Origin of the sequence: Pseudocolwellia antarctica (assembly GCF_049933045.1) — a bacterium.
In the GTDB taxonomy this organism is placed as follows: domain Bacteria; phylum Pseudomonadota; class Gammaproteobacteria; order Enterobacterales; family Alteromonadaceae; genus Pseudocolwellia.
Genome location: NZ_CP187926.1, coordinates 2,915,967 through 2,936,882 on the forward strand (window position 1 = coordinate 2,915,967; position 20,916 = coordinate 2,936,882).

General features: G+C 35.0%; 18 protein-coding genes and 1 tRNA gene. 8 read left to right on the plus strand and 11 right to left on the minus strand.

Translation table 11 applies throughout. The features are described 5' to 3' along the window. Positions 1-153 precede the first annotated feature (153 nt). The 5 genes from rpoD (at position 154) to ACPUVN_RS12665 (ending at position 5,598) form a co-directional block, all read left to right on the plus strand. On the plus strand, positions 154-1,995 hold the full coding sequence (rpoD, locus tag ACPUVN_RS12645) for an RNA polymerase sigma factor RpoD (protein ID WP_426369209.1): 1,842 nt from the start codon (positions 154-156) through the stop codon (positions 1,993-1,995). Positions 1,996-2,193: 198 nt separating this feature from the next. Then, complete coding sequence (locus ACPUVN_RS12650) at positions 2,194-3,636, plus strand: choice-of-anchor L domain-containing protein (RefSeq protein WP_426359963.1); 1,443 nt, start codon at positions 2,194-2,196, stop codon at positions 3,634-3,636. Positions 3,637-3,754: 118 nt separating this feature from the next. Next, the gene (locus tag ACPUVN_RS12655) at positions 3,755-4,348 is read left to right on the plus strand and encodes a peptidoglycan-binding domain-containing protein (RefSeq protein ID WP_426359962.1); all 594 of its coding nucleotides are present in this window, start codon (positions 3,755-3,757) and stop codon (positions 4,346-4,348) included. Positions 4,349-4,567: 219 nt separating this feature from the next. Then, positions 4,568-4,644: transfer RNA gene (locus ACPUVN_RS12660), tRNA-Ile, on the plus strand. 219 nt (positions 4,645-4,863) lie between these two features. Next, positions 4,864-5,598, plus strand: coding sequence for an endonuclease (locus tag ACPUVN_RS12665; RefSeq protein ID WP_426359961.1), 735 nt, complete (start codon positions 4,864-4,866; stop codon positions 5,596-5,598). 192 nt (positions 5,599-5,790) lie between these two features. Here the strand turns inward: ACPUVN_RS12665 and ACPUVN_RS12670 are convergent, their stop codons facing one another. Genes ACPUVN_RS12670 through nhaA form a run of 3 tightly spaced genes read right to left on the minus strand, consistent with a single transcriptional unit; the run spans position 5,791 to position 7,905 of the window. Beyond that, a complete protein-coding gene (locus tag ACPUVN_RS12670) occupies positions 5,791-6,165 on the minus strand; it encodes a hypothetical protein (protein WP_426359960.1) in 375 nt (124 codons plus the stop codon). Positions 6,166-6,206: 41 nt separating this feature from the next. Next, positions 6,207-6,668: a hypothetical protein gene (locus tag ACPUVN_RS12675; protein WP_426359959.1), complete on the minus strand. Its 462-nt coding sequence runs from the start codon at positions 6,666-6,668 to the stop codon at positions 6,207-6,209. A gap of 46 nt (positions 6,669-6,714) precedes the next feature. Further along, positions 6,715-7,905, minus strand: a complete 1,191-nt coding sequence (nhaA, locus tag ACPUVN_RS12680) for a Na+/H+ antiporter NhaA (protein ID WP_426359958.1) — start codon at positions 7,903-7,905, stop codon at positions 6,715-6,717. A gap of 152 nt (positions 7,906-8,057) precedes the next feature. Here nhaA and nhaR point away from each other — a divergent pair, with 152 nt between their 5' ends. Beyond that, positions 8,058-8,966, plus strand: coding sequence for a transcriptional activator NhaR (nhaR, locus tag ACPUVN_RS12685; RefSeq protein ID WP_426359957.1), 909 nt, complete (start codon positions 8,058-8,060; stop codon positions 8,964-8,966). 138 nt (positions 8,967-9,104) lie between these two features. Here the strand turns inward: nhaR and ACPUVN_RS12690 are convergent, their stop codons facing one another. Both ACPUVN_RS12690 and ACPUVN_RS12695 read right to left on the minus strand, forming a co-directional pair. Then, the gene (locus ACPUVN_RS12690) at positions 9,105-10,199 is read right to left on the minus strand and encodes a hypothetical protein (RefSeq protein ID WP_426369210.1); all 1,095 of its coding nucleotides are present in this window, start codon (positions 10,197-10,199) and stop codon (positions 9,105-9,107) included. Then, positions 10,196-10,714, minus strand: a complete 519-nt coding sequence (locus tag ACPUVN_RS12695; protein WP_426359954.1) for a hypothetical protein — start codon at positions 10,712-10,714, stop codon at positions 10,196-10,198. The genes ACPUVN_RS12690 and ACPUVN_RS12695 overlap by 4 nt, the downstream gene beginning before the upstream one ends. A gap of 298 nt (positions 10,715-11,012) precedes the next feature. On the opposite strand from ACPUVN_RS12695, the gene ACPUVN_RS12700 reads away from it, so the two are divergent. Beyond that, positions 11,013-14,153, plus strand: coding sequence for a response regulator (locus tag ACPUVN_RS12700; protein ID WP_426369211.1), 3,141 nt, complete (start codon positions 11,013-11,015; stop codon positions 14,151-14,153). A gap of 73 nt (positions 14,154-14,226) precedes the next feature. On the opposite strand, the gene ACPUVN_RS12705 is transcribed toward ACPUVN_RS12700, so the two are convergent. Together ACPUVN_RS12705 and tpx are read right to left on the minus strand one after the other, a co-directional pair. Continuing rightward, positions 14,227-14,532 (minus strand): DUF2007 domain-containing protein, encoded by a 306-nt coding sequence (locus ACPUVN_RS12705; protein ID WP_426359952.1) that lies wholly within the window; start codon positions 14,530-14,532, stop codon positions 14,227-14,229. Positions 14,533-14,614: 82 nt separating this feature from the next. Then, the gene (gene tpx / locus ACPUVN_RS12710; protein WP_426359951.1) at positions 14,615-15,115 is read right to left on the minus strand and encodes a thiol peroxidase; all 501 of its coding nucleotides are present in this window, start codon (positions 15,113-15,115) and stop codon (positions 14,615-14,617) included. Between the two features lie 281 nt (positions 15,116-15,396). On the opposite strand from tpx, the gene ACPUVN_RS12715 reads away from it, so the two are divergent. After that, positions 15,397-15,795 (plus strand): hypothetical protein, encoded by a 399-nt coding sequence (locus ACPUVN_RS12715; protein ID WP_426359950.1) that lies wholly within the window; start codon positions 15,397-15,399, stop codon positions 15,793-15,795. Positions 15,796-16,207: 412 nt separating this feature from the next. Here the strand turns inward: ACPUVN_RS12715 and ACPUVN_RS12720 are convergent, their stop codons facing one another. Genes ACPUVN_RS12720 through ACPUVN_RS12735 form a run of 4 tightly spaced genes read right to left on the minus strand, consistent with a single transcriptional unit; the run spans position 16,208 to position 20,886 of the window. Next, positions 16,208-18,133: a bifunctional diguanylate cyclase/phosphodiesterase gene (locus ACPUVN_RS12720; protein ID WP_426369212.1), complete on the minus strand. Its 1,926-nt coding sequence runs from the start codon at positions 18,131-18,133 to the stop codon at positions 16,208-16,210. A gap of 4 nt (positions 18,134-18,137) precedes the next feature. Next, positions 18,138-18,845: a transglutaminase-like cysteine peptidase gene (locus tag ACPUVN_RS12725; RefSeq protein ID WP_426369213.1), complete on the minus strand. Its 708-nt coding sequence runs from the start codon at positions 18,843-18,845 to the stop codon at positions 18,138-18,140. A gap of 15 nt (positions 18,846-18,860) precedes the next feature. Continuing rightward, the gene (locus ACPUVN_RS12730) at positions 18,861-19,493 is read right to left on the minus strand and encodes an OmpA family protein (RefSeq protein ID WP_426359947.1); all 633 of its coding nucleotides are present in this window, start codon (positions 19,491-19,493) and stop codon (positions 18,861-18,863) included. After that, complete coding sequence (locus ACPUVN_RS12735; protein ID WP_426360537.1) at positions 19,486-20,886, minus strand: TolC family outer membrane protein; 1,401 nt, start codon at positions 20,884-20,886, stop codon at positions 19,486-19,488. The genes ACPUVN_RS12730 and ACPUVN_RS12735 overlap by 8 nt, the downstream gene beginning before the upstream one ends. Between the last annotated feature and the right edge of the window lie 30 nt (positions 20,887-20,916).

Sequence of the window (20,916 nt, forward strand, 5' to 3'; positions counted from 1 at the left end):
ACAAAATACCAAAATGAATGATAAAACACTCAACTTGGTATAACAACTAGTTAACAAATATCGGTTTACGTCTGGTAATTATGCAAGTGCATTGCTATAATTAAAGGCTTACTGTTTTGTATTTTATACCCATAAATAGGTGGACACTCGTCAATGGATCAAGCCCCACAATCTAGACTTAAAGAGCTAATAACCAAAGGTAAAGAGCAAGGTTATTTAACATTCGCTCAAGTTAACGATCATCTTCCTCAAGAGATTATAGACTCTGATCAAGTTGAAGACATCGTTAGAATGATCAACGACATGGGTATACAGGTGTTTGAAAACGCACCTGACAACGACACGTTAATGATGAGTGAAGCGAATACCGATGAAGACGCTGCCGAGGCTGCTGCACAAGCACTTGCTTCAGTAGAAAGTGAAATTGGTCGCACAACAGATCCTGTTCGTATGTATATGCGAGAAATGGGTACTGTTGAACTATTAACCCGTAAAGGTGAAATAGTTATCGCTAAGCGTATTGAAGAAGGGATCAAAGAAGTTCAACGATCTGTTTCTGAATACCCACCAGCAATTAACTACTTATTAGAGCAATGGGATAATTTTGAAGCCGAAGAAGTTCGCTTAAGCGATATCATCGTTGGCTTTTTAGACCCTGATGCCGTAGAAGAAGAAATTCCTGCTGCTGCAACGCATATCGGATCAGAGCTATCTAAAGAAGAATTAGCTGATGAAGATAAAAACTCTACTGATGACGACGAAGAAGAAGAAGAAGACACAGGACCATGTCCTGAACTAGCTAAAGAAAAATTTGGCTTACTTCGTGATGCTTACGAATTCGCAAACAAAGTTATCGAAAGTAAAGGTAGAGGCCATGCAGACGCACAAGCCGCTATTGATGCATTAGCAGAAGTATTTAAAGAATTTAGAATCGTACCTAAAGTTTTTGATCGTTTAGTTAAAAACATGCGTAGTGTGATGGACCGTTTACGTGTTCAAGAACGTTTGATCATGAAACACTGTGTTGTTGGCGCTGGTATGCCAAAAACTACTTTCATCAAAATCTTCCCTGGTAACGAAACATCAAAAGATTGGTTTGACGAGCAGAAAAAAGCAGGTCTACCTCATTCAGCTAGATTATCTGATATCGAATTAGACGTAGAGCGCTGTATCTACAAACTAAACATGATTGAAGAAGAAACCTACTTAAACGTACATGGCATAAAAGACATTAACCGTCGTATGTCAATTGGTGAAGCTAAAGCTCGCCGTGCGAAAAAAGAAATGGTAGAAGCTAACTTACGTCTTGTAATTTCAATCGCTAAAAAATACACAAACCGTGGTTTACAGTTCTTAGATTTAATCCAAGAAGGTAACATCGGTTTAATGAAAGCTGTTGATAAATTTGAATACCGTCGTGGTTACAAATTCTCAACGTATGCTACATGGTGGATACGCCAAGCAATTACACGTTCTATTGCCGACCAAGCACGTACAATCCGTATTCCTGTACACATGATTGAAACGATTAACAAACTTAACCGTATCTCTCGCCAAATGTTACAAGAAATGGGTCGTGAGCCAACTCCAGAAGAGTTAGCTGAGCGCATGGTAATGCCTGAAGATAAAATTCGTAAGGTATTAAAAATAGCAAAAGAACCAATCTCAATGGAAACTCCTATCGGTGATGACGAAGATTCACACTTAGGCGACTTTATTGAAGATGGTAGTGGTGAATTACCTGTTGATTCTGCAACTTCAGAAAACTTAAAAGATGCCACTCACGAAGTTCTTGCTGGTTTAACAGCGCGTGAAGCTAAAGTTTTAAGAATGCGTTTCGGTATTGATATGAATACTGACCATACTTTAGAAGAAGTGGGTAAACAGTTTGATGTAACACGTGAACGTATTCGTCAAATTGAAGCAAAAGCATTACGTAAATTACGTCACCCTTCTCGTTCTGAGCAACTTAAGAGTTTCTTAGACGGCGAATAAAAAGCTTTAGTTTTATCTTTAAAAATCCAGCCAAGTGCTGGATTTTTTGTCAGTTTTTTTTACAATCAGTTACATTCAACAAAGAAAATAAATTAAATACTCATAAAATTCATGCAGTTGAAATAAATAAAAAATAAGGCTCATTTTTTGCTTAAGACTTAATGTAAATTTATATTAACAAAACACATGGAAAGTTTTATGCCAATAACAAAAAATAATTTAAAATATGTGGGTCAAATATCTTGTGCTATCGCACTAACCTTATCTACAACGTCAGCATCAGCAATTATTATTCAATCTGATCAGACAGCACAAGCATTGACTAATTCTCTTATCATTCCTGGTTCTGGTATCACAGTTATAAGTTCGACATTAACTGGAGGAACTTTATTTGATGGTGGTGGAAATGGTGAATGTGAAATAGACTGTAGTGAACCTCAGTTCCCTGAAATATCACCTCAAATTGCTCCTCAAGCGTTCTCTACCACAGCACAATCATCATTCACCTCTACACAAGCCGGTTTATATACTAATGCTTCTGGAGTTTATGGGTTACCAAGTCAAGGTGGAGTTGTACTAAGTTCTGGTTTTGTATCTGACTATCAAGACGGTCCGAATAGTTCTGGTAGTAATAGTGGAAATTTAGGCTTCTCTGCAACAGAAGAACAAAACGATGTTTTATCTTCAATAAGCGGACAACTTAGCCATTTTGATCCTATCCAATTAGATATCGTTTTTGATGTAGATGCTACTGTTGAAACTATTTCATTTATTGCAGCTTTTGGCTCAGAAGAATACCCTGAATTTGTAAGTAGTGGGTTTACTGATGCATTCGGTATGTTTTTAAATGGAAAATTAGTCTCTGGTGTGTTGCCAGCAGACGCTTCACCAGGTGATGGACTTCTACCAGTTAACATTAACCATCCTGACTTTGCAGAAATTCAAGGGACTGAGTTAAATGGTATGCTAGCTCCAAATGGTAACCCATTATTACGATTCGATATCCCTGTTGTTCCAGGTAGTGTAGGTAATACTTTCTCAATTATTATAGCTGATGCAGGAGATTCAAGTTACGATAGCACTGTATTCTTAAGTAGCTTTGGTAATTTTGAAGATGACAGTGGTAGTTCAGAGTTTACACCTATTTTACCAGACCCAAGTAATCCAACAAACGATGAAGGTGCATTTGTATTTAATTTACCTGACATTGAACCGGGTCAAACTATCTGGATAGATCCAGAGGTTGCGACTGGTTATGTATACGAAACTGATGGTGAGTTTAGTTCTGTTACTGCTCCTACATTATTAACAGTCAATGATTTAGATGGTTACATGTTGCATTTTACTGATGCTTTTGGGCCTCAATCAGTTATGCTTTCAGCAGGTCAAACATATGCTTTTAACTCGGGAATTTCTACTTTTACACTTGATGGAATTAACCCCGATTTAGGTCTTGACCCTACAGATGGTGGAGCATTTACGCTAGGCGTCTCTTTTAACATAGTTGGGCAGTCCCTTACACAAGCTCCTATAATAACATTTGTTGATAATAGTACTTCAGTTCCGGAGCCAAGCTCACTTGTTTTATTCGGACTATCTATAATTGGTTTAGGTGCTTTGCGTCGTAAAAGTTATCTGTAAAATAGTATAAGGTTTACGTTTTGATTCATATCACGTAAATTTCATATGGATATAATAAAGCTTAAGTTAATTATTAACTTAAGCTTTATTTTTATATAAGAAAAAATAAAGAGGGATCATGGAAAAGTTAATTAGATTAATTATCATTTGTTGCATCAGCTTATCATTTCAAACTATAGCAGCTGATAAAGATGGTAAATTTGCAGTAAAGGGGGCTGGAAAGCAAACCTGTGCAAGCTTTACCGAAGCTATTACTAATAAAACGACAAACTACTACTTGTTCGGTGGATGGGTAGAAGGATTTGTTAGTTCATATAATCGATTCCAACCAGAGAACTTTGATATAACTCCATGGCAAACAACGGAGCTAATCCTTGCACTTTTACAAACTCATTGTGCAAGTAATCCTGAGGTAAAATTTCTCAGTGCAACCAATGCTCTAATAAAAACATTATTTCCAATCAGGCTAAGTGAAAACAGTAACTTTGTAAAAATCCAAGTAGGTAAATCTCAAACTTATTATTATCAAGAAATTATCAATAGAGCAAAAAAAAGATTGAAAGTTTTAGGCTTTATAAAAGGAGATATTAGTTCAGCGTTTAGTCAAGAAGATGCAATTGCTGTTGAAAACTATCAAAAAGCAATAGGACATATAGCAACAGGAGTATTGGATCAGAAAACCTTAGCAAGTTTATTTCTTAAAGCAAAATAAGATGATTAAATCCTAATAAAATTCACCACTATGAAAGAACCATAACTATATCTAGTATTAATAAGTATGTTTTTGTTTAACAATTGAGCTAACAGTCATTATTTATAAAATATTTCAGTTTATAATGGTGACAACAAAATAAAAAATGCTTATACTTCACGCCGCTTTGAGATGTAATGTTTCAGGCAGGTATAAGTTTTCAGACTATGTCATGAAAATGGGCCCTTAGCTCAGTTGGTTAGAGCATCCGACTCATAATCGGCAGGTCCCCCGTTCAAGTCGGGGAGGGCCCACCATTTTCATTACTACGTTCAATCATTAAGCATTTCTAAAACTAAATCCTTTTTACATACTAGTCACTGATATTATTGTAATAATAATAATCTAACCTTAGAAAATCCTTAATAAATAAAATAGTTACATCACTCTACCCTTTAAGAACTCATGTAAAAATAACCGCCTACCAAACGTTCCAAATTCATCCCTATACTTCCAGCTAAAAGACCTTATAAAACATGAAGCTAATTATACTCTTGATCTTGACTTCAATTTGTCAATTTTCATTCGCTACAAATCAAACAATTACATCTTTCAGTAAAGCTAAAAAGACCTTACAAACACAAGTTTATAATGATCACCGCCAAACACTTTATTGCAATGCAACTTTCAATGAAGCCAAACAAGTTAACTTCCCAAGTGGCTTTACTTCAAATAAATATAAAAAGCGCTCTAAAAAAATAGAATGGGAACATGTAGTTCCAGCAGAAAACTTTGGTAGAACCTTTACCGAATGGCGTGAAGGCGATAATAAATGTGTAGATAGGAAAGCTAAGCGTTATAAAGGCCGTAAATGCGCAAATAAAGCGAGTTCAGAGTACAAATACATGCAAGCCGATATGTTTAACCTTTATCCTGCTATTGGCTCTGTGAATGCACTGAGAAGTAATTACAATTTCACTATGCTACCTGCAGAAGACAGTAGTTTTGGCAGCTGTGCAATGAAAATTAACAATAATAAAGCTGAGCCACCGATAGAAGCTAGAGGACGAATTTCTAGAACCTATTTATACATGGAAGAAACTTATAAACGTTATAGCATGAGCAGCCAACAACAAAAATTAATGAATGCTTGGGATAAAATGTACCCTGTAGATAAGTGGGAATGTGCAAGAGCAAAGAAAATATCAAAATTACAAGGTAATCAAAACTTTGTTGTTGAGTCTAGATGTGCCAATAAAAGTCTTTGGTAAAGTTAGAAGAACTCATATCAATATTTAGTAATCTTTTTAACTTTCTTTTTCGAGCTTACATTTATTTGTTCAACAGAAAATGAGTAAACGGTCTTTTAATAAATCGATTCAAAGACCGTTTAAAGATCCTTTATTTAATTGGACTATTACACATAGTCTTTTATAAGGTTTTACTAGGTAAAACTAATAATACTAAAAGGTAATACTGGTTTTCTCATTCTGAGGAACATCTGACTCCTCTTTAACCGCTAAATTAGGCATGTTTTTCTGTTTACGTTTCAATTTCTTTATCAATGTCACACGTGCTCGCGACAAGGCAACATTAACCGCTGTGCTCACCGATGACTGATTATCAGTAACAATAATGTCAGGCATGCCTCTTACAAAAAGTACTACTTTGCAGAGTTTATCCTTTCCTCCTTTAGGACCATTAATATCATTTATCGTGATGGTTACTTTCTGAATATTGTCACATACTTTATTAAACACTTTACGTGCTTTCTCTCGGATTAATGCCATTTTTTCGCTTGTGATATCGACATTTAAATCAGTAATTGTTAGTTCCATAAAACACCTATTTTAAGTTAATGTTATCTACAACTTATTATCTAATCACACGGAAAGTTGCTTATTAAACTTTCCGAAAGTACAACTTTCAGCGCTTTATCTTCTAAGCTCGCTATATCCAGTGATTTGGCAACAGTAGACGCGACTATTTTTCGATCATATTCAAGTGGAATACAAAACTGATAGTTCGCTTCTGTCGCTAAGCTTGTAGGTAAACTTAACACTCGTGTTCTATAAGCTCTTTGCAAAAATTCACTTTGCTGTGTTTCATCGTTTCCTATCATCGCTTTAGGTTTTACTACTGCATTTTCAGACAGTAATGAAGAGTCAATAAACCCATCGATATATAACTTACATGCATTAATCTCGCTTTTATCGATATCTTTTTGGTAGTTGGTGCATGACTCAATAATATCTGACTTAAAATCGGCAAGCGCAATACCAGGTATTAACACCAAACTTATAGTAAATAGTTTACCTAGATTACTTTGAAAAATTTTCATTCTGCTCTCCTAACTGTACGTTGTAGTGAATGTTGAATTTTTATAGCTATTTGTTACTTGCTACTTTATTTGATGATTTACGGATCAACCAAGTACCCGCAAAAGCTGAAATTAATGAACCAACTAATACGCCTACTTTTACTTGGGTTTGGTAAGCGAGTCCTTGTTCTTCAAAAGCTAAAGAGCCAATAAACAAACTCATGGTGAACCCGACGCCACATAATAAACATACGCCGTATAGCTGGCTCCAAGATGCATCTTTAGGTAAATTACAAAGTTTTAACTTAACGGCAATATAACAAGCAGCAAAAATACCTAATTGTTTACCAATAAAAAGCCCACCAATAATACCGATAGATATAGAGGTGAATAACTCATCTACAGAAACATTAGTTAAACCAACACCTGCATTAGCAAAAGCAAACAGAGGTAACACAAAAAAAGCTATCCAAGGATGTAAACCGTGCTCTATTTGATAAGACATCGACTTATCATGTTCGCGTGCAATAGGTATGAACCAAGCCACAATGAAACCAGCTAAAGTTGCATGTACGCCTGATTTTAATACGGCAGCCCAAACGATAACCGACACTAAAATATAAGGTGTTTTATTTTCTAATTTCAAGCGATTAAAGATAAACAAAGTGGCTACGGCAATACTCGCTATTACCAAAGAATTTGGTGCTAAATCTTGAGAATAGAAAATAGCAATAATGATAACGGCACCAATATCATCAATGATGGCTACCGATAATAAAAACAGCTTTAAACTCGGTGGTAGATGCTTACCAAATAAAATAAATATACCTAAAGCGAAAGCGATGTCGGTGGCTGAGGGTATTGCCCAGCCGTTCATTGCAATAGCGTCTTGGTAGTTAAAGCCAACATAAATTAATGCTGGAAAAATAATACCCGCTACCGCAGCTAGAAAAGGTAAAACAATTTGATCAGGTTTAGATAATTGTCCGTAAAAGAGTTCCCGTTTGATCTCTAACCCGACAACAAAAAAGAATACAGCCATTAAGCCATCATTTACCCAAAGCACTAATGGTTTACTGATAGCAAAACTACCTAATGTAATACTGACTGGAAACTCTAAAAAATCATTGTAATTCGCACTAAACAAACTATTAGCCATGATCAATGCAAGCGCTGCAGAGAAAACTAAAATGATCCCTGAGCTCGCATCCGTTTTTATAAATTGTTTCCAATGTAGTATCAGTTTATTTTCCGACATATTCCCTCCTTTATGACTTGATACCTTAAGTTATAGTCAATTAACCTAAACAAAAAAAGTCGTATAAATTTGCGATATCATCAACAAAAAGTTGATAAGGAATGTTATTGTTTAAATATAAATAGGTATGTCTTTTGTTTAAGGGAAAAACTATGTCTAGGCTTAATTACCACCATTTGCAGTACTTTCAGGCGATTGCAATGCACGGCAGTATTGCTAAAGCGTCAAGAGTTATACATATCACGCCACAAACGCTAAGTGCGCAACTTAGCTTGCTTGAAGAGCAGTTAGGTTATGAGTTATTCGAGAGAAATGGTAAGCGACTGATTTTAAATGATATGGGTCGAATAACGTTGAGTTACGCACAAGAGATATTTAGTTTAGGTGATGAGCTATTACATTCATTAAAAAATCATTCAACAGACTTCACTTATCGATTCTCGATTGGAGTTACCGATGTTATCGCTAAGGTATTCTCTTTTAATTTTTTAAAAGCCGTTTACACCATGGACGATTCTATAAAGCTAGTATGTAAAGAAACCAATTTAGAGGTGCTACTCGGAGAACTAGCAATTAACAAATTAGATGCCGTACTAACGGATACTGCACTACCTACAGGTTCGCCTTTAAAAGCTTATAGCCATTTGGTGGGTAAATGTGGGTTTAGCTTTTTTGCCCATAAAGATATAGCTGATAAGTTGAGAGTAGATTTTCCACAATCATTAGATAACACACCATTTTTCACTGCAGGTGAAGGTTCTAGTCAACGATTGAGTGTTTTATCTTGGTTTGATCAACTCAACATATCACCTGTGATCATAGGTGAATTTGATGACTCTGTATTAGCTAAATATTTTGGTAAGGCGGGTTATGGAACATTTTGTGCCCCGAGTATTATTGATGAACATGTTATTGAACAATTTGGTGTTGAACTCATAGGTAGAACAACTGAAATATCAGAGCAATACTATTTAATATCTCCTGAACGAAAAGTAAAACACCCTGCTGTTCAGCATATTCTTAAAGAAGGGAAAAAACTCTTCGAGCAGTCAATCAGCTAATCCGGTTGTATTTTTTATCATAAAGGTCACTCTATAAAATTAACTTCATAATGTTATATTTTATAGCCTTAGTCTCATAAAAAAGCCCCATAAAATAAGCTATGGGGCTAGGTTGGAAACAGTAATATTTAAATAAAGCTAAAACACAAAATTCAACATTAAGGTATAAAGCTTAGCTTCAGTATCTTGTGGTGATGGCGTTTCAACAAATGAGCCTCTTTGCCCACCAAAACTTTTAAAGTGCTGCCATTCAAGATTAAGTGAGACGTTATATAGTAAATCGTAGCGCATACCTACGACTAAGCTGCTACCCGATTTATCGGCAAATGTTGAAACACTGGTTTGCTTTGCTCTGTTTTCGCCATATTGCACATAAGGAACAAATTTATCTATTTTGTAAGCTACGCTCGCATACCAAGTTGAACGTAAGTTGGCTATCTGTCTTTCCGCAGTTAATAATAAAGCATCAAATTCATATTCTGCGCCTAAAGAAAATAGTTCGATATGATCATTAGGAAAGGATAATTCAAAGTACGGAGGAGCTCTTCTCGCATTTGTAAATTTGAATGTCTGATCGAAATCTGCAGAAAAATAAGATAAGTTCCAACGATAGTATTCACCAGAAAGTGCCAAACTTATACCCGACATTTTATCTATGTCTAGCTCTATATCTAATGTCTGAGTCGCATCTATTGTGTTAGTTTCCGATAATGAAATAAAAGGCGTAATAGATAATTGATACTCATCAAATAAAACAGTGTTCCAAACAAGATTAACACCATTGTATGCTGTTATACCTAATATAGAATTATAAAGTTCTACAGGAGGTCTAGCATAGTTATAAGCATGCCCAACATAATAATATTCAGATGCTAAGAACACAGGAAGCCTTAAACGACCTGCTCTTATCTCTAACTCACCAATATTATAACCAACATAAGCCCATTCCAATTCAGGCTCGCTCCATTCATCTTGCGGGCGTTTAACTAATTGTGCTGACGCTTTAAAAGCATCATTATAATAATCGAGCTGAATACCAAATGTTGTATCACAATCCCGGCAAGTTTCATCTGTAATTTTGCGGTTAATAATTAATGGGGTTGAGTTATCAGATTTGGTTAATGACGTAGAGCCAAAGCCACTTAATGACAGCTGTTCTGTTAACTCAATCGTTGCCGCTGAATAAAAACTAGCACTTGATAGGAGTAATACCATGAGTTTTTTAAGCATCATAGATCCTCCTTTTCTACAATATAAAGCACATTAGCATCTTTAGGTATAACGCTAACAGGAGCGTAGCCGATACGAAAGCGCTTAGCTGATAACCAAAGGAGTAGAGCTTCCATTGAGTCTTGATTTATTTCTTTTGGCGGCCTAGCCTTTCCTGAAAAGGAGAGGCTTGCCCAATATGCATTCATTTGAGCTAAATCTTTACCTAGTAGCTCCTGATAAAATTCATTTCGTATACTATTACTCTGTGGCCAGTCAGACAATTCCACTTTATTTCCTTGTAAATATTTTAATTTCCCACGAAATAACATTCGCACCTTACTTTTAGATAATTTATTAAAGTCTTCCGTTAATGTAAATACAGCCAATGCCTCGTTGGCCTGTGCTTGAGAGGTAATGATAAAACTAAACGGGATGCATATAAGGCAAAAAATAAATAATGTATTAACAACACGTTTATTCTTTTTTATTAAATTTGAGTGATGTGACTGATGCGCCCTTGCTACCATTTTAACCATCTTACAGTTTAATGAATTAGTTATTATGATTATAGCCTAGACTATAGATAAAAATACTCAAGTAAACATTACATTAGAATTATTATTTATCAATTAAGAGGATAAAAATTGGTATGACATAGTAATAATTGAATTAGTGTCCTAAAATAAAATAATCAAATTAGGAACAGTTATCTTTTTAGTGATGCTTTAAAGTAATACGTCGTTTATTAAAACGTCTTTAAGTTTAACAAAGCACATATTTGAAAAGTCGATCATAACCTAGTAAACCCTCGTGAATTAAGGAATGGAAACCTAAATGTTTTTTCGCCGTTTAAGAAACAATTTAAGTATAAGAAAAAAAGTATGGGGGCTAGTACTGTTACCTGCCATCGTTATTATTGGGATTTCTAGCCGACAGGTTTTAGAAGTTAACGACCAATTAACGAGCTTAGAAAAAGCAACTCATCTAGTTGATGTTATCAGCCAACTAAAAAACCTTAATAATGCGGCACATGAATTACATTTTTCAGATAGCAATTCGTCTAATAAATTTACGCTTCAACAGAAAGTGTTATCTAAATTAGCGATAATTACAGATCAAAATACTGAAATATTTTCTGAATATGAAGTACAGCAATACCAACAACTTATCGAGCAATATAAAGAAGCTATCAACGCAATAGAAAATGCCGAAGATAAAGAAAGTAAACACGATGCAATTCAATGGCAAACAAGTGTATATAAAGAACTTTTATTAACCATAGAAAAAACCCATTTCAAAGCCCCTATGGAAGTTGTGGATAGTAATTTACAAGCTTTACTCCAGCTAGAGTGGTTATCTTTTTGGGTACAAGACGAAATTTGGCAAAGTGAAATAATTCTCGAATATGAACATAAAGACTTAACAGAATTGGTAAGAGACGAGATACGTGCCTTAATTCAAAATCAGCAACTCTTTGTCGATAGATTTTTGGCAATAAATGCCGATAAATCTCAAACTAAATTATTACTTAGTGTATTTTCTAATATAGCTTTCGAACAAAGTAATACTTTCCGAGAGCAGCTTCTTGATAATAATTTAATCACTCAAATAACACCTCAAGCACTTGAGCAAGGCACAGAAGCATTTTCTCAACGACTATCGCTTTTCCAAAATGTAGCTAAGGCAATAAACGAACAACTACAACAAAACATCCAAAAATCAGTAAGTACCTTTGAGCAATATCGTATTATATTTTTCAGTATCACTGCCTTATCCATTTTATTATTACTCGTGTTTGGCAGTAAATTAGCAAAACATATTATTTCAAACTTGAATACCGTATTAGACTTCTTAGATCATAAAGGCGATCACGAACGCGAACTAAAACTGCATATTGAAGGTAATGACGAACTCAGTAAGTTTGCTGTTGAAGTTGAACGACTCGCTATAGAACATCAACAAAACCAAAGAGATTTAATTGCTAGTAAAAATGATGCTGTAGAAGCAAAAGAAATAGCGATTAAAGCCAGTAAAGCCAAAAGTAGCTTTCTTGCAAATATGTCTCATGAAATTCGTACGCCACTTAACGGTGTTATTGGTATTTCGGAAATACTTGCTAGCACCAACCTGAGTGCAACTCAAAAAGATTATGTGGATACAATAGAAATATCTTCTCAGCTTTTACTCAGTTTAATTAACGACATATTGGATTTCTCTAAAATAGAATCAGGCAAACTTCCGATTAGCGCATACTCTACTTGTTTGCGTGAAAGTGTTTATGATATTGCCGCTATTGTTACGCCTAAAATTAAAGAAAAAGCAATTTCACTGCAAATAAATATAGACCAAAACTTACCTTTAAGAGTAATGGCGGATGATCACCGTATAAGACAAGTATTAATGAATTTAATGTCTAACGCCGTTAAATTTACCGAAAAGGGCTGCATCACTATAAGCATAACATGTGAGAAAAAAGGCGATGACACCTCATGCTTATTTGAAGTAACCGATACAGGTATCGGTATCGATGAAGCGCAGAGAAAGAACATATTCGAACCATTTTCTCAAGAAGATAACTCAACAACCAGACAGTTTGGCGGAACGGGTTTAGGCTTAGCCATTAGCACTCAACTTATTGAGCTTATGGGTGGCAAGCTTGCGTTAGATTCCGAAAAAGGTAAAGGCAGCCGTTTCTACTTTTCTCTACCCTTAGATGTTCCACAACAGAATATAGAAAAATATACCTTACTCGATGAAACTCAAATTATTCTTGTATGTGATGATTCAGTAATCACTAAAACCATGATGCAACAACTTGAATTTTTGGGCTTAACCATCACAGATTACAAGTTATCACTTGAGAGTGTACCTAACCAAAGTGAAAGCACTTCACAAATCATTGTTTATGCGATTACTCCAAAACAATATGAATATCTTGATTTAGCCAAGCTACAGATTTATAACCGAGGCAATAGCGCAGTATGTTTAGTTAGTCCGCTGAATGTTAAACCACTTGATTTTCAACAAAGTATTAGCGCCCTACTGACTTTCCCATTATTAGGAAACCGACTCAAGAAAGCACTAGAGCGGAGCCATAAAAGGGTTATATCTCAACATAATGAAGAGTCTGATACAGAACAAGACACATCGATGGATCATAGGATCCTATTAGTTGACGACAATAAAATAAATCAGAAAATAGCCTCTTTACACATCAAAGCTTTAGGCTATAAGTTCGATATAGCTAACGATGGTGAAGAAGCTGTAGAAATGTTTAAGTCTGGTGAATACGATCTTGTACTAATGGATTGCATGATGCCGATAAAAGACGGATTTACAGCAACTAAAGAGATTCGAGAATACGAAGCTAAAGAGAATAAAACTCGATCTATTATTATTGCTTTAACGGCCAGTGTTATTGAAGGTGATATTAAAAATTGTTTCTTAGCGGGTATGGATGATTACCTACCAAAACCATTCAAACCAGAAATGCTTAAGAGTCGTATTGTTAATGCCCTCTCAGTGAAAAATAAAAAAGAGAAGAAGTTAATTCAAGTAGAAGACAATAAAGAAAGCAAAGCACCAACTTCTGCAATAAAAGTATTAATTGTTGAAGATAATAGGATCAACCAAAAAGTAGCATCTTTAATCCTTAAACAAAAAAACTATCAGTTTGTTTTGGCAAATGATGGACAAGAGGCTATTGATATTTACACGAAAGATCAGAGTTTCGATATTATTTTGATGGACTTAATGATGCCGATAAAAGATGGCTTTGAAGCAAGTGAAGAAATAAGAAGCTACGAGAAGACTCATAACCTACCAGCTACCCCTATCATTGCAGTAACAGCAAGTGTTGTGAACGACGATATTGAACAATGCTTTAAAATAGGGATGAATGCTTTTATACCTAAGCCTATTCAGTCAGAAAAATTACATGATGAAATTAATAATTGTTTAAATACAAAAATCTAATAAAAAACTCCAGTACCTATTAACAAATGCTGGAGTCATTTCCTCATGAGCTTAGTTGTCGTTGATTGAAAAGCTATGTATTATCACTCTGACACTTCCAGCAAATTTCGAATGAGGGATCGTTCGATTCAGAACAATGCTCACACACCCAATCATCAGATTTAGTAATAGTTTGAGAGCTTATCGCTATTTCATTAGCAAGATCAAAGTCAGCGTCATCAAAAACCCAAACTTCTGGCCATGAGTCAAAAGCCGAAATTTCACCCACAGCCCCTTGAGCAAATTCATTTTTGATAAAAGTTCTGATGCCTTGTGCTTCAATAAGGTTTCTTACATTAGTCACAAGAAAATGATTTTCGTTGGCATAAACCATCTTCATAATTTAAATACTCTTGGTTCAAATAAAAGCTTTCTGATAATTATGGAGAAATCAGACAATTCGCTTTGGTTGTTACTAAGGTTTACTTTAACGCTGCTAGTGCTGCATCATAGTTTGGCTCATCTGTTACTTCCGAAACAAGCTCACTATAAATCACCTTATGTTCTTCATCTAAAATTATAACAGCTCTTGCGTACAAACCATCAAGAGGCCCACCAAACATTTTCACGCCATAAGATTCAGCTAAACTACCATGTCTATAATCTGATGTTGTTATCGCATTGTCGATATTCTCTGCTGCACAAAAACGGCTAAAAGCGAAAGGTAAATCAAGAGATGAAAATAAAAGTACTGTATTTTCTAAACTAGACACCATGCCATTAAATTTTTTCAATTGTAATGCGCAAACAGGAGTATCAATACTAGGAAAAATATTAAAAATGACTCTTTTGCCTTTTAGATCAGCTAATGATATTTCAGACAGTTCTTTTGTCACTAATGAGAAGTCAGGTGCTGATTCGCCTATAGTAGGGAAAGCCCCTTTAGTTTGGATTTCAGTGCCTTTAAATGTAAGCGATGTCATATGATGCCTTTATAAATTATCTAGTTAAAAGTAATACGAAAAAGTAACTTTTGATATTTACTATCTGTATTTTATTAGTAATTAACTAGACCTTGAGTTTAGACATTTCATTTCATCATCTCGATAAAAGTGACTTTGCATATTAATAAATATTATTTATTAATGACGAAATATTATAAACAAATGTTATATATGAATGTATGTATACTAAATTTTCATACTGTCTATTCCGATTTCCTTATCGGAAAGATATACATTATTCAAAATTAATAGGGAAAGTTATGTCAGATGAAATGAAAGTAAAAATATCTTTATTCGCGATGCGTGTAGGTGTCGCTATAGTTTTCTTAGCATGGACAATAGATAAAATTGTTAACTATTCTCATAATAGTGGAATGATAGCCCATTATTATAGTGTAACGATCAATCAGCCTATATTAATGGCTGTTGGGATTGCAGAACTAATCGTTGTACTACTCTTTCTAGTCGGGAAGTTTAAAAATATCACCTACGCTATCGTGTTAATTGCACACTCAATAACAACCTTAGTTTCCGCATGGCGTTTGCTCCCACCTTATGAGATTCATCAATTACTATATTTTGGCTCTTTACCTATGCTGGGTGCTTGTATTGGGCTGTACTTAATGCGCGATAAAGATACTTTATTTACTTTACGTTAATGTATAAATATTTTATAAAAATGATGAATAAAAAAATAGATAGCATTTAGCTACCTATTTTTTGAGGTGTACTTGGGAGCACCTAATAATACCAAACGGATTAATTTATTGCTCACTTAGCGAGAATTTAAAGGCTTAGAGGCAAGGCATTGATTGAAGAGAATGGTTATTCTCGGTAACTGCTCCTGCGTTACCCTAATGTCCTACATCCATGTAGGAACCTTGTCAAAATCAATAACGCAGCATATGAGCCTTTAAATTCTCGCCCTTCGGGAGCTCATTAGCAAACTGATAACATCACAAAATTGAAGAAATATAGAATGACTATGTTTAATCAATTTTGCTTGTTCTAAGCTTGCTAATGTAGTTCTAAGTTGCTCAATAAATTAATCCGTTTGGTATAACTACAAGCTTACTTAACTACAACATCTTCTGGTGCAGAAATATAACCTTGGTAACCATTCGCTTTTAACCCTGTAAAATGAGTAAGTTGCTCTTGGTCTTCAACTCCCGTAATAATTACTTCAATGTTTAAGCCTTTAGCAACATTCATCAGGGCACGACATAACTCATTACTCTGGTTTAACTTGTCATAGAAGGTAAAAGACTGATCAAGCTTAATATAGTCAGGCTGTAACTTCTGTAGATAATCAAGAGAGCCTATCTGACGTCCGCAATGATCTATTCCTATTTTAGCTCCTGCGGCTTTAATTACTTGTACAATATTATTACATTGTTCAAATGAGCTTAATAATGCTGACTCAGGTATTTCAAACAACATACGATCTACATGTGAGGCTTTTCGTAAAAACTGACCTAACCAAATTAAGAAGTTAGCATCAATCAAGCTATCATGACTTAAATTTATCGCAATTGGCTGTAGCTCGATAGCTAAAATATGTTGCTGTTCAATCGTTTCTAATAAACATTTATCAAGTTGACTACCTAAAGAAAGTAACTCAATAAACGGCATAAATTCAGCAGCCGTTACTATGCTTTCATCAATACTTAAACGACAATATATTTCTCGGTGAATAACTTCTTTAGTGTTCATGTTTAACACAGGTTGCCACTGAAAAATAAAGTGGTAGTTCGATATAGAATCTTCTAGTTTACTGCGCCATTGAGCTCTACTGTACTTTTGTGGCTGTTCGGCATCTATCCAATGACTTATTTTGTTTTCTCGATAAGCTTGTTGTAATGCATTATCTGTTTGTGACATAAGATCTGATGGCTGCATATTGTCGAAACGCTGACTTACACCCAAGTAAAACTTATCATTAGCTAAACAGCCTGCTTTGGTAATCTCTTGGTTGATAATACGAATGAGTGTTTGTAAGTATTTTTCTATTTGATGATGCTCAGCCTTAGTAATTAAAAAGGCAAATTCTGTATTGGCAATACGTGCAATAATACTATCAGCAATCTCAGGTAACTCTTCCTTCATTCTACTAGAAAGGGCTTTTATAATTTCATCTCGCCCTTGATAACCGTATTTACTATACACTTCTTCTAGCCAATCAAATTTAGCTAAAATAAGTCCGCCATAACCAGGTTCGTTCAACCAGTTATTCATTTGAGCAGATAAATATTGTCGATTAGGCAGATGAGAAACTTGATCAATAAGTTTATTTTCTTTTAGCTCGCTAACTTCATCTTCTAATGTAGTAAAAACATTTTTCAATTGTCCTGACATTGAGTTAATTGCCGTTACTAGCTCTTGTAGTTCTGTTGTTTTTGGCATTTCAATGTCATCGCCAAACTTACGTTGCGCAATTTCTTTCGCTTGCACTGCCATCTTATTCAATGGCTTTAAAATTCTGTTTAATCTAAGTCTTAGTGCAAAAATAGAGAGGATAAATAAGAAAGATAAGATCATCACCGTATCATTCATTATTCTCCATAATTCTTGATAACCTAAAGCAGGATGTCCTTCTATTTCAAGCGTTGCTAATTGCATCCAGCCTGAAGTAATTGTGCTTTGTTTTTTCTGTACATCAAATAAATCTAAATCAACAAGCCACTTTGGAACACCTTCTATAACAACAGGGTTTTCCCATACTTGCTCTTTACCATCAACAAGCCACGTTAACGTTACTTTACGATAAAATCCGCCTTCAAAAATAACATTTACTAAAGTTTCGGCTGACGCTATATCCCCTGTTTCTATATGGGGTTGTAACATCAAACCTAGCGAGGTCATGGTATTGTTTAAATCAGACTCCATTTGTTTGCTCATGAAATCTTTGGCTTGGCTAAACTGAAAGTAAACCAAGCTGGTCATTACTAACAGAAACAGTCCAAATAATAACGAGTTTATTTGTCGGAATAAGGTCATTGCTTTAAAACTCCAGCTTTAGCTTGGGTTGTTTAAGTGTGGCTGTATTTATGCGTTGGCGTAAATCACGCCAAGATTTTAAACGAGAAGATTTGCCGCTAAGCACCCCACGCCCTTTATCTTTATTTAGCCATAGTTGGCTACCATTAAAACTATATACAGGTATAAGATCGTTACGTTTAGTGGCGGGTTTTATTACACCATCAATATTATCTAAAATAAGAGGAATGGAGCCTGGCGTATCATAATAAGCTAATACCATATGATATTGATCGAGATGTACGGCTTTTACCATAGTAATACGCATCTTCTCGTCAGGTATGCCCAACTCCAGTAAGGTAAAATACTTAGCAATGGAATAATCTTCACAATCGCCGCCATTTACACCAATAAACTCAACGGGAGTCGCCCAGTAGTTATTAACTCCCCACAACTTACTGTCATCAATAAAATGGAACATATTAAAAAATCGGTTAACCTTTTTTAAGGTTTCTTTTTCAGTATTGACTGTTGCTGGCTTCATTAACTTAAACCAAGCTTTACCTCTTTTCTCTGCTCTATTTCCATAATTATTTTTTAATGACTTAACAATTTTAGCTTCATCTAACTGTGAATTCTCGGAAGCCGAATGCACAGATACAAGCGTAAAACTAAAGAGTAATACTTGAATAGGTTTTGATAACAACGCTGCTAGAAAGCGAGGTTTATTCATATTACTCTCTTGTCATTACAGTTCTTGATCAACGCTATAAATGGTCCATTCCATCTCATCAAAATGTTCAGTATGCGTTAGCTCAGCCATAATACGTCGATTAGCTGCATGAGCCTCATCAGTTTGCGCTTCATTTTCTAAGCGTTGAAAACCATAACCTACGTAGTTAAGACGAGCTTCTGGTATTTTAAAGTCATGTATTAATACTAAAACAACAGCTTTGGCTCTTTGTTCTGATAACGTTTGGTTATGAGTAACTTTACCTACTTTACTTGTATGACCTTCAATAACGACTTCTATTTTTTCATTTTCTTTAAGGAAGTCAGCTAGCTCTTTAATTTTATCGTAAGCTAAATCAGGTATAGCAAACGAGTCATTAGCAAACTTAACGTTTATTTTGAATGGTTCCATTTTAGTAATTTGATTACCACAGCCATAATTATCTATAGATGCACCAAGCACTGTTTCATCACATTTTTCACGCGCTTTAATGACACCATCACTGTCATAATCATTTAGGTTTTTTAATTGCTCAACAGGTGCGTCATTGTTAACAATTCTATTTCCTGCACAAGCACTTATTAATATTGTGGTAAAAATGACAACAGCAATATTTGTTTTTGAAATACTTAACATTTGATTATTCATTGTTAGCTCCTTGCTCATAATCATGTTCTCCTTGCCACGCTATAGAACGTGTTACACGTAATGAATCAAGCAATTGTCCTGTAGAATTTAGTAATCTATATCGAGCACTTAATTCGCTATATTTTGCATCTAAATAATCTTGTCTAGCTTGGAAAAGTTCGTTTTCAGTATCAAGTAAATCTAATAAGTTTCTTTGTCCTAAACTGAATTGCTCTTTATAGGCTAGTTGCGTTTCTTTAGAAGTAATGATGTGTTGTTTAATATAACCTTTTTGTAAGCTAAGCATTTCAAATGCACTCCATGCATAGTCATAGCTTTCGGTTACTTGACGATGTGCACTGTAGTTTATTTCTCGAGCTTCATTCACTTTATATGCAGCACTTCGTTCTTGAGCAACATCTTTGCCACCAGAAAATAAGTTATATTTTAAACGTATCATGGCTGTTACATCATTTCGATGTCCGCCTACGTTATCACCAAATCGATTAATACCACTTTCACCAGCAAGATCGTTATCAGAGTTAGCATTTAACTCAAACGTTATGGTTGGGTAATAGCTTGCTTTAACTGACTTTCTAAAAGAGTGTGCAGCTTCAATATCTTGACCCGCTGATTTAATAACAGGATGATTTACTGTTGCTATTTCTAACCCCTGTTCACGACTTTTAGGTAACATATCTGCATCTGGTACAGGTACTACTAAGTTTTTTGGTGGTGTATTAGTTAAACGCATAAAAAGAGTACGAGCATCTAAAGCGTTATTTCGTGCCGCAATCAAGTTTGATTGAGCTCGAGCTAAACGACCTGTTACTTGTGATAAGTCAGCTACGCTACCTAAACCAGATTCAGTTCGCTCTTTAATTTGCTCATAAATCTCTTGATGAGAACTTACATTTTTTTCTGATAATGTAATAATCTGTTCTGTTTTAATGTGATTTAAATATGCTTGACTGACTTCTAATGCTAAATCTTCTGCTTCAGCGATAAGTGTCCACTTTTCAGCACTTGCTTCATAAGTTGTTCTATCAACTTCACTGCTTGTAAGCATTCCATCAAAAATCATTTGACTTAAACTAACACCAAATTCACCACGTTTTAGCTCTGTTTCTCCATCACTGAAACCTAGTGAACTTCTACGATTACCAGGGGTATCGGTATACTCGTACCCGTAACCAGCATTTAAATCAATAGTAGGTAAGTAGCCCGCAGAAGCTCTATTCACGTCTTCTTCTTTTGATTTAAAGCGGGCGAACGCTTGTTTTATATCAGGGTGTGTATCTAACGCTTGAGCCACAGCCATTTCTAAACTTTGGGCGTTAATTATTGGCGAACATAACGCAGATAAACCAAGTAGGCTATATATTCCTAATCGGTTTATACCAAACATTTTCATTTTCATTTTAATTTCCATATTTTGTTGTTT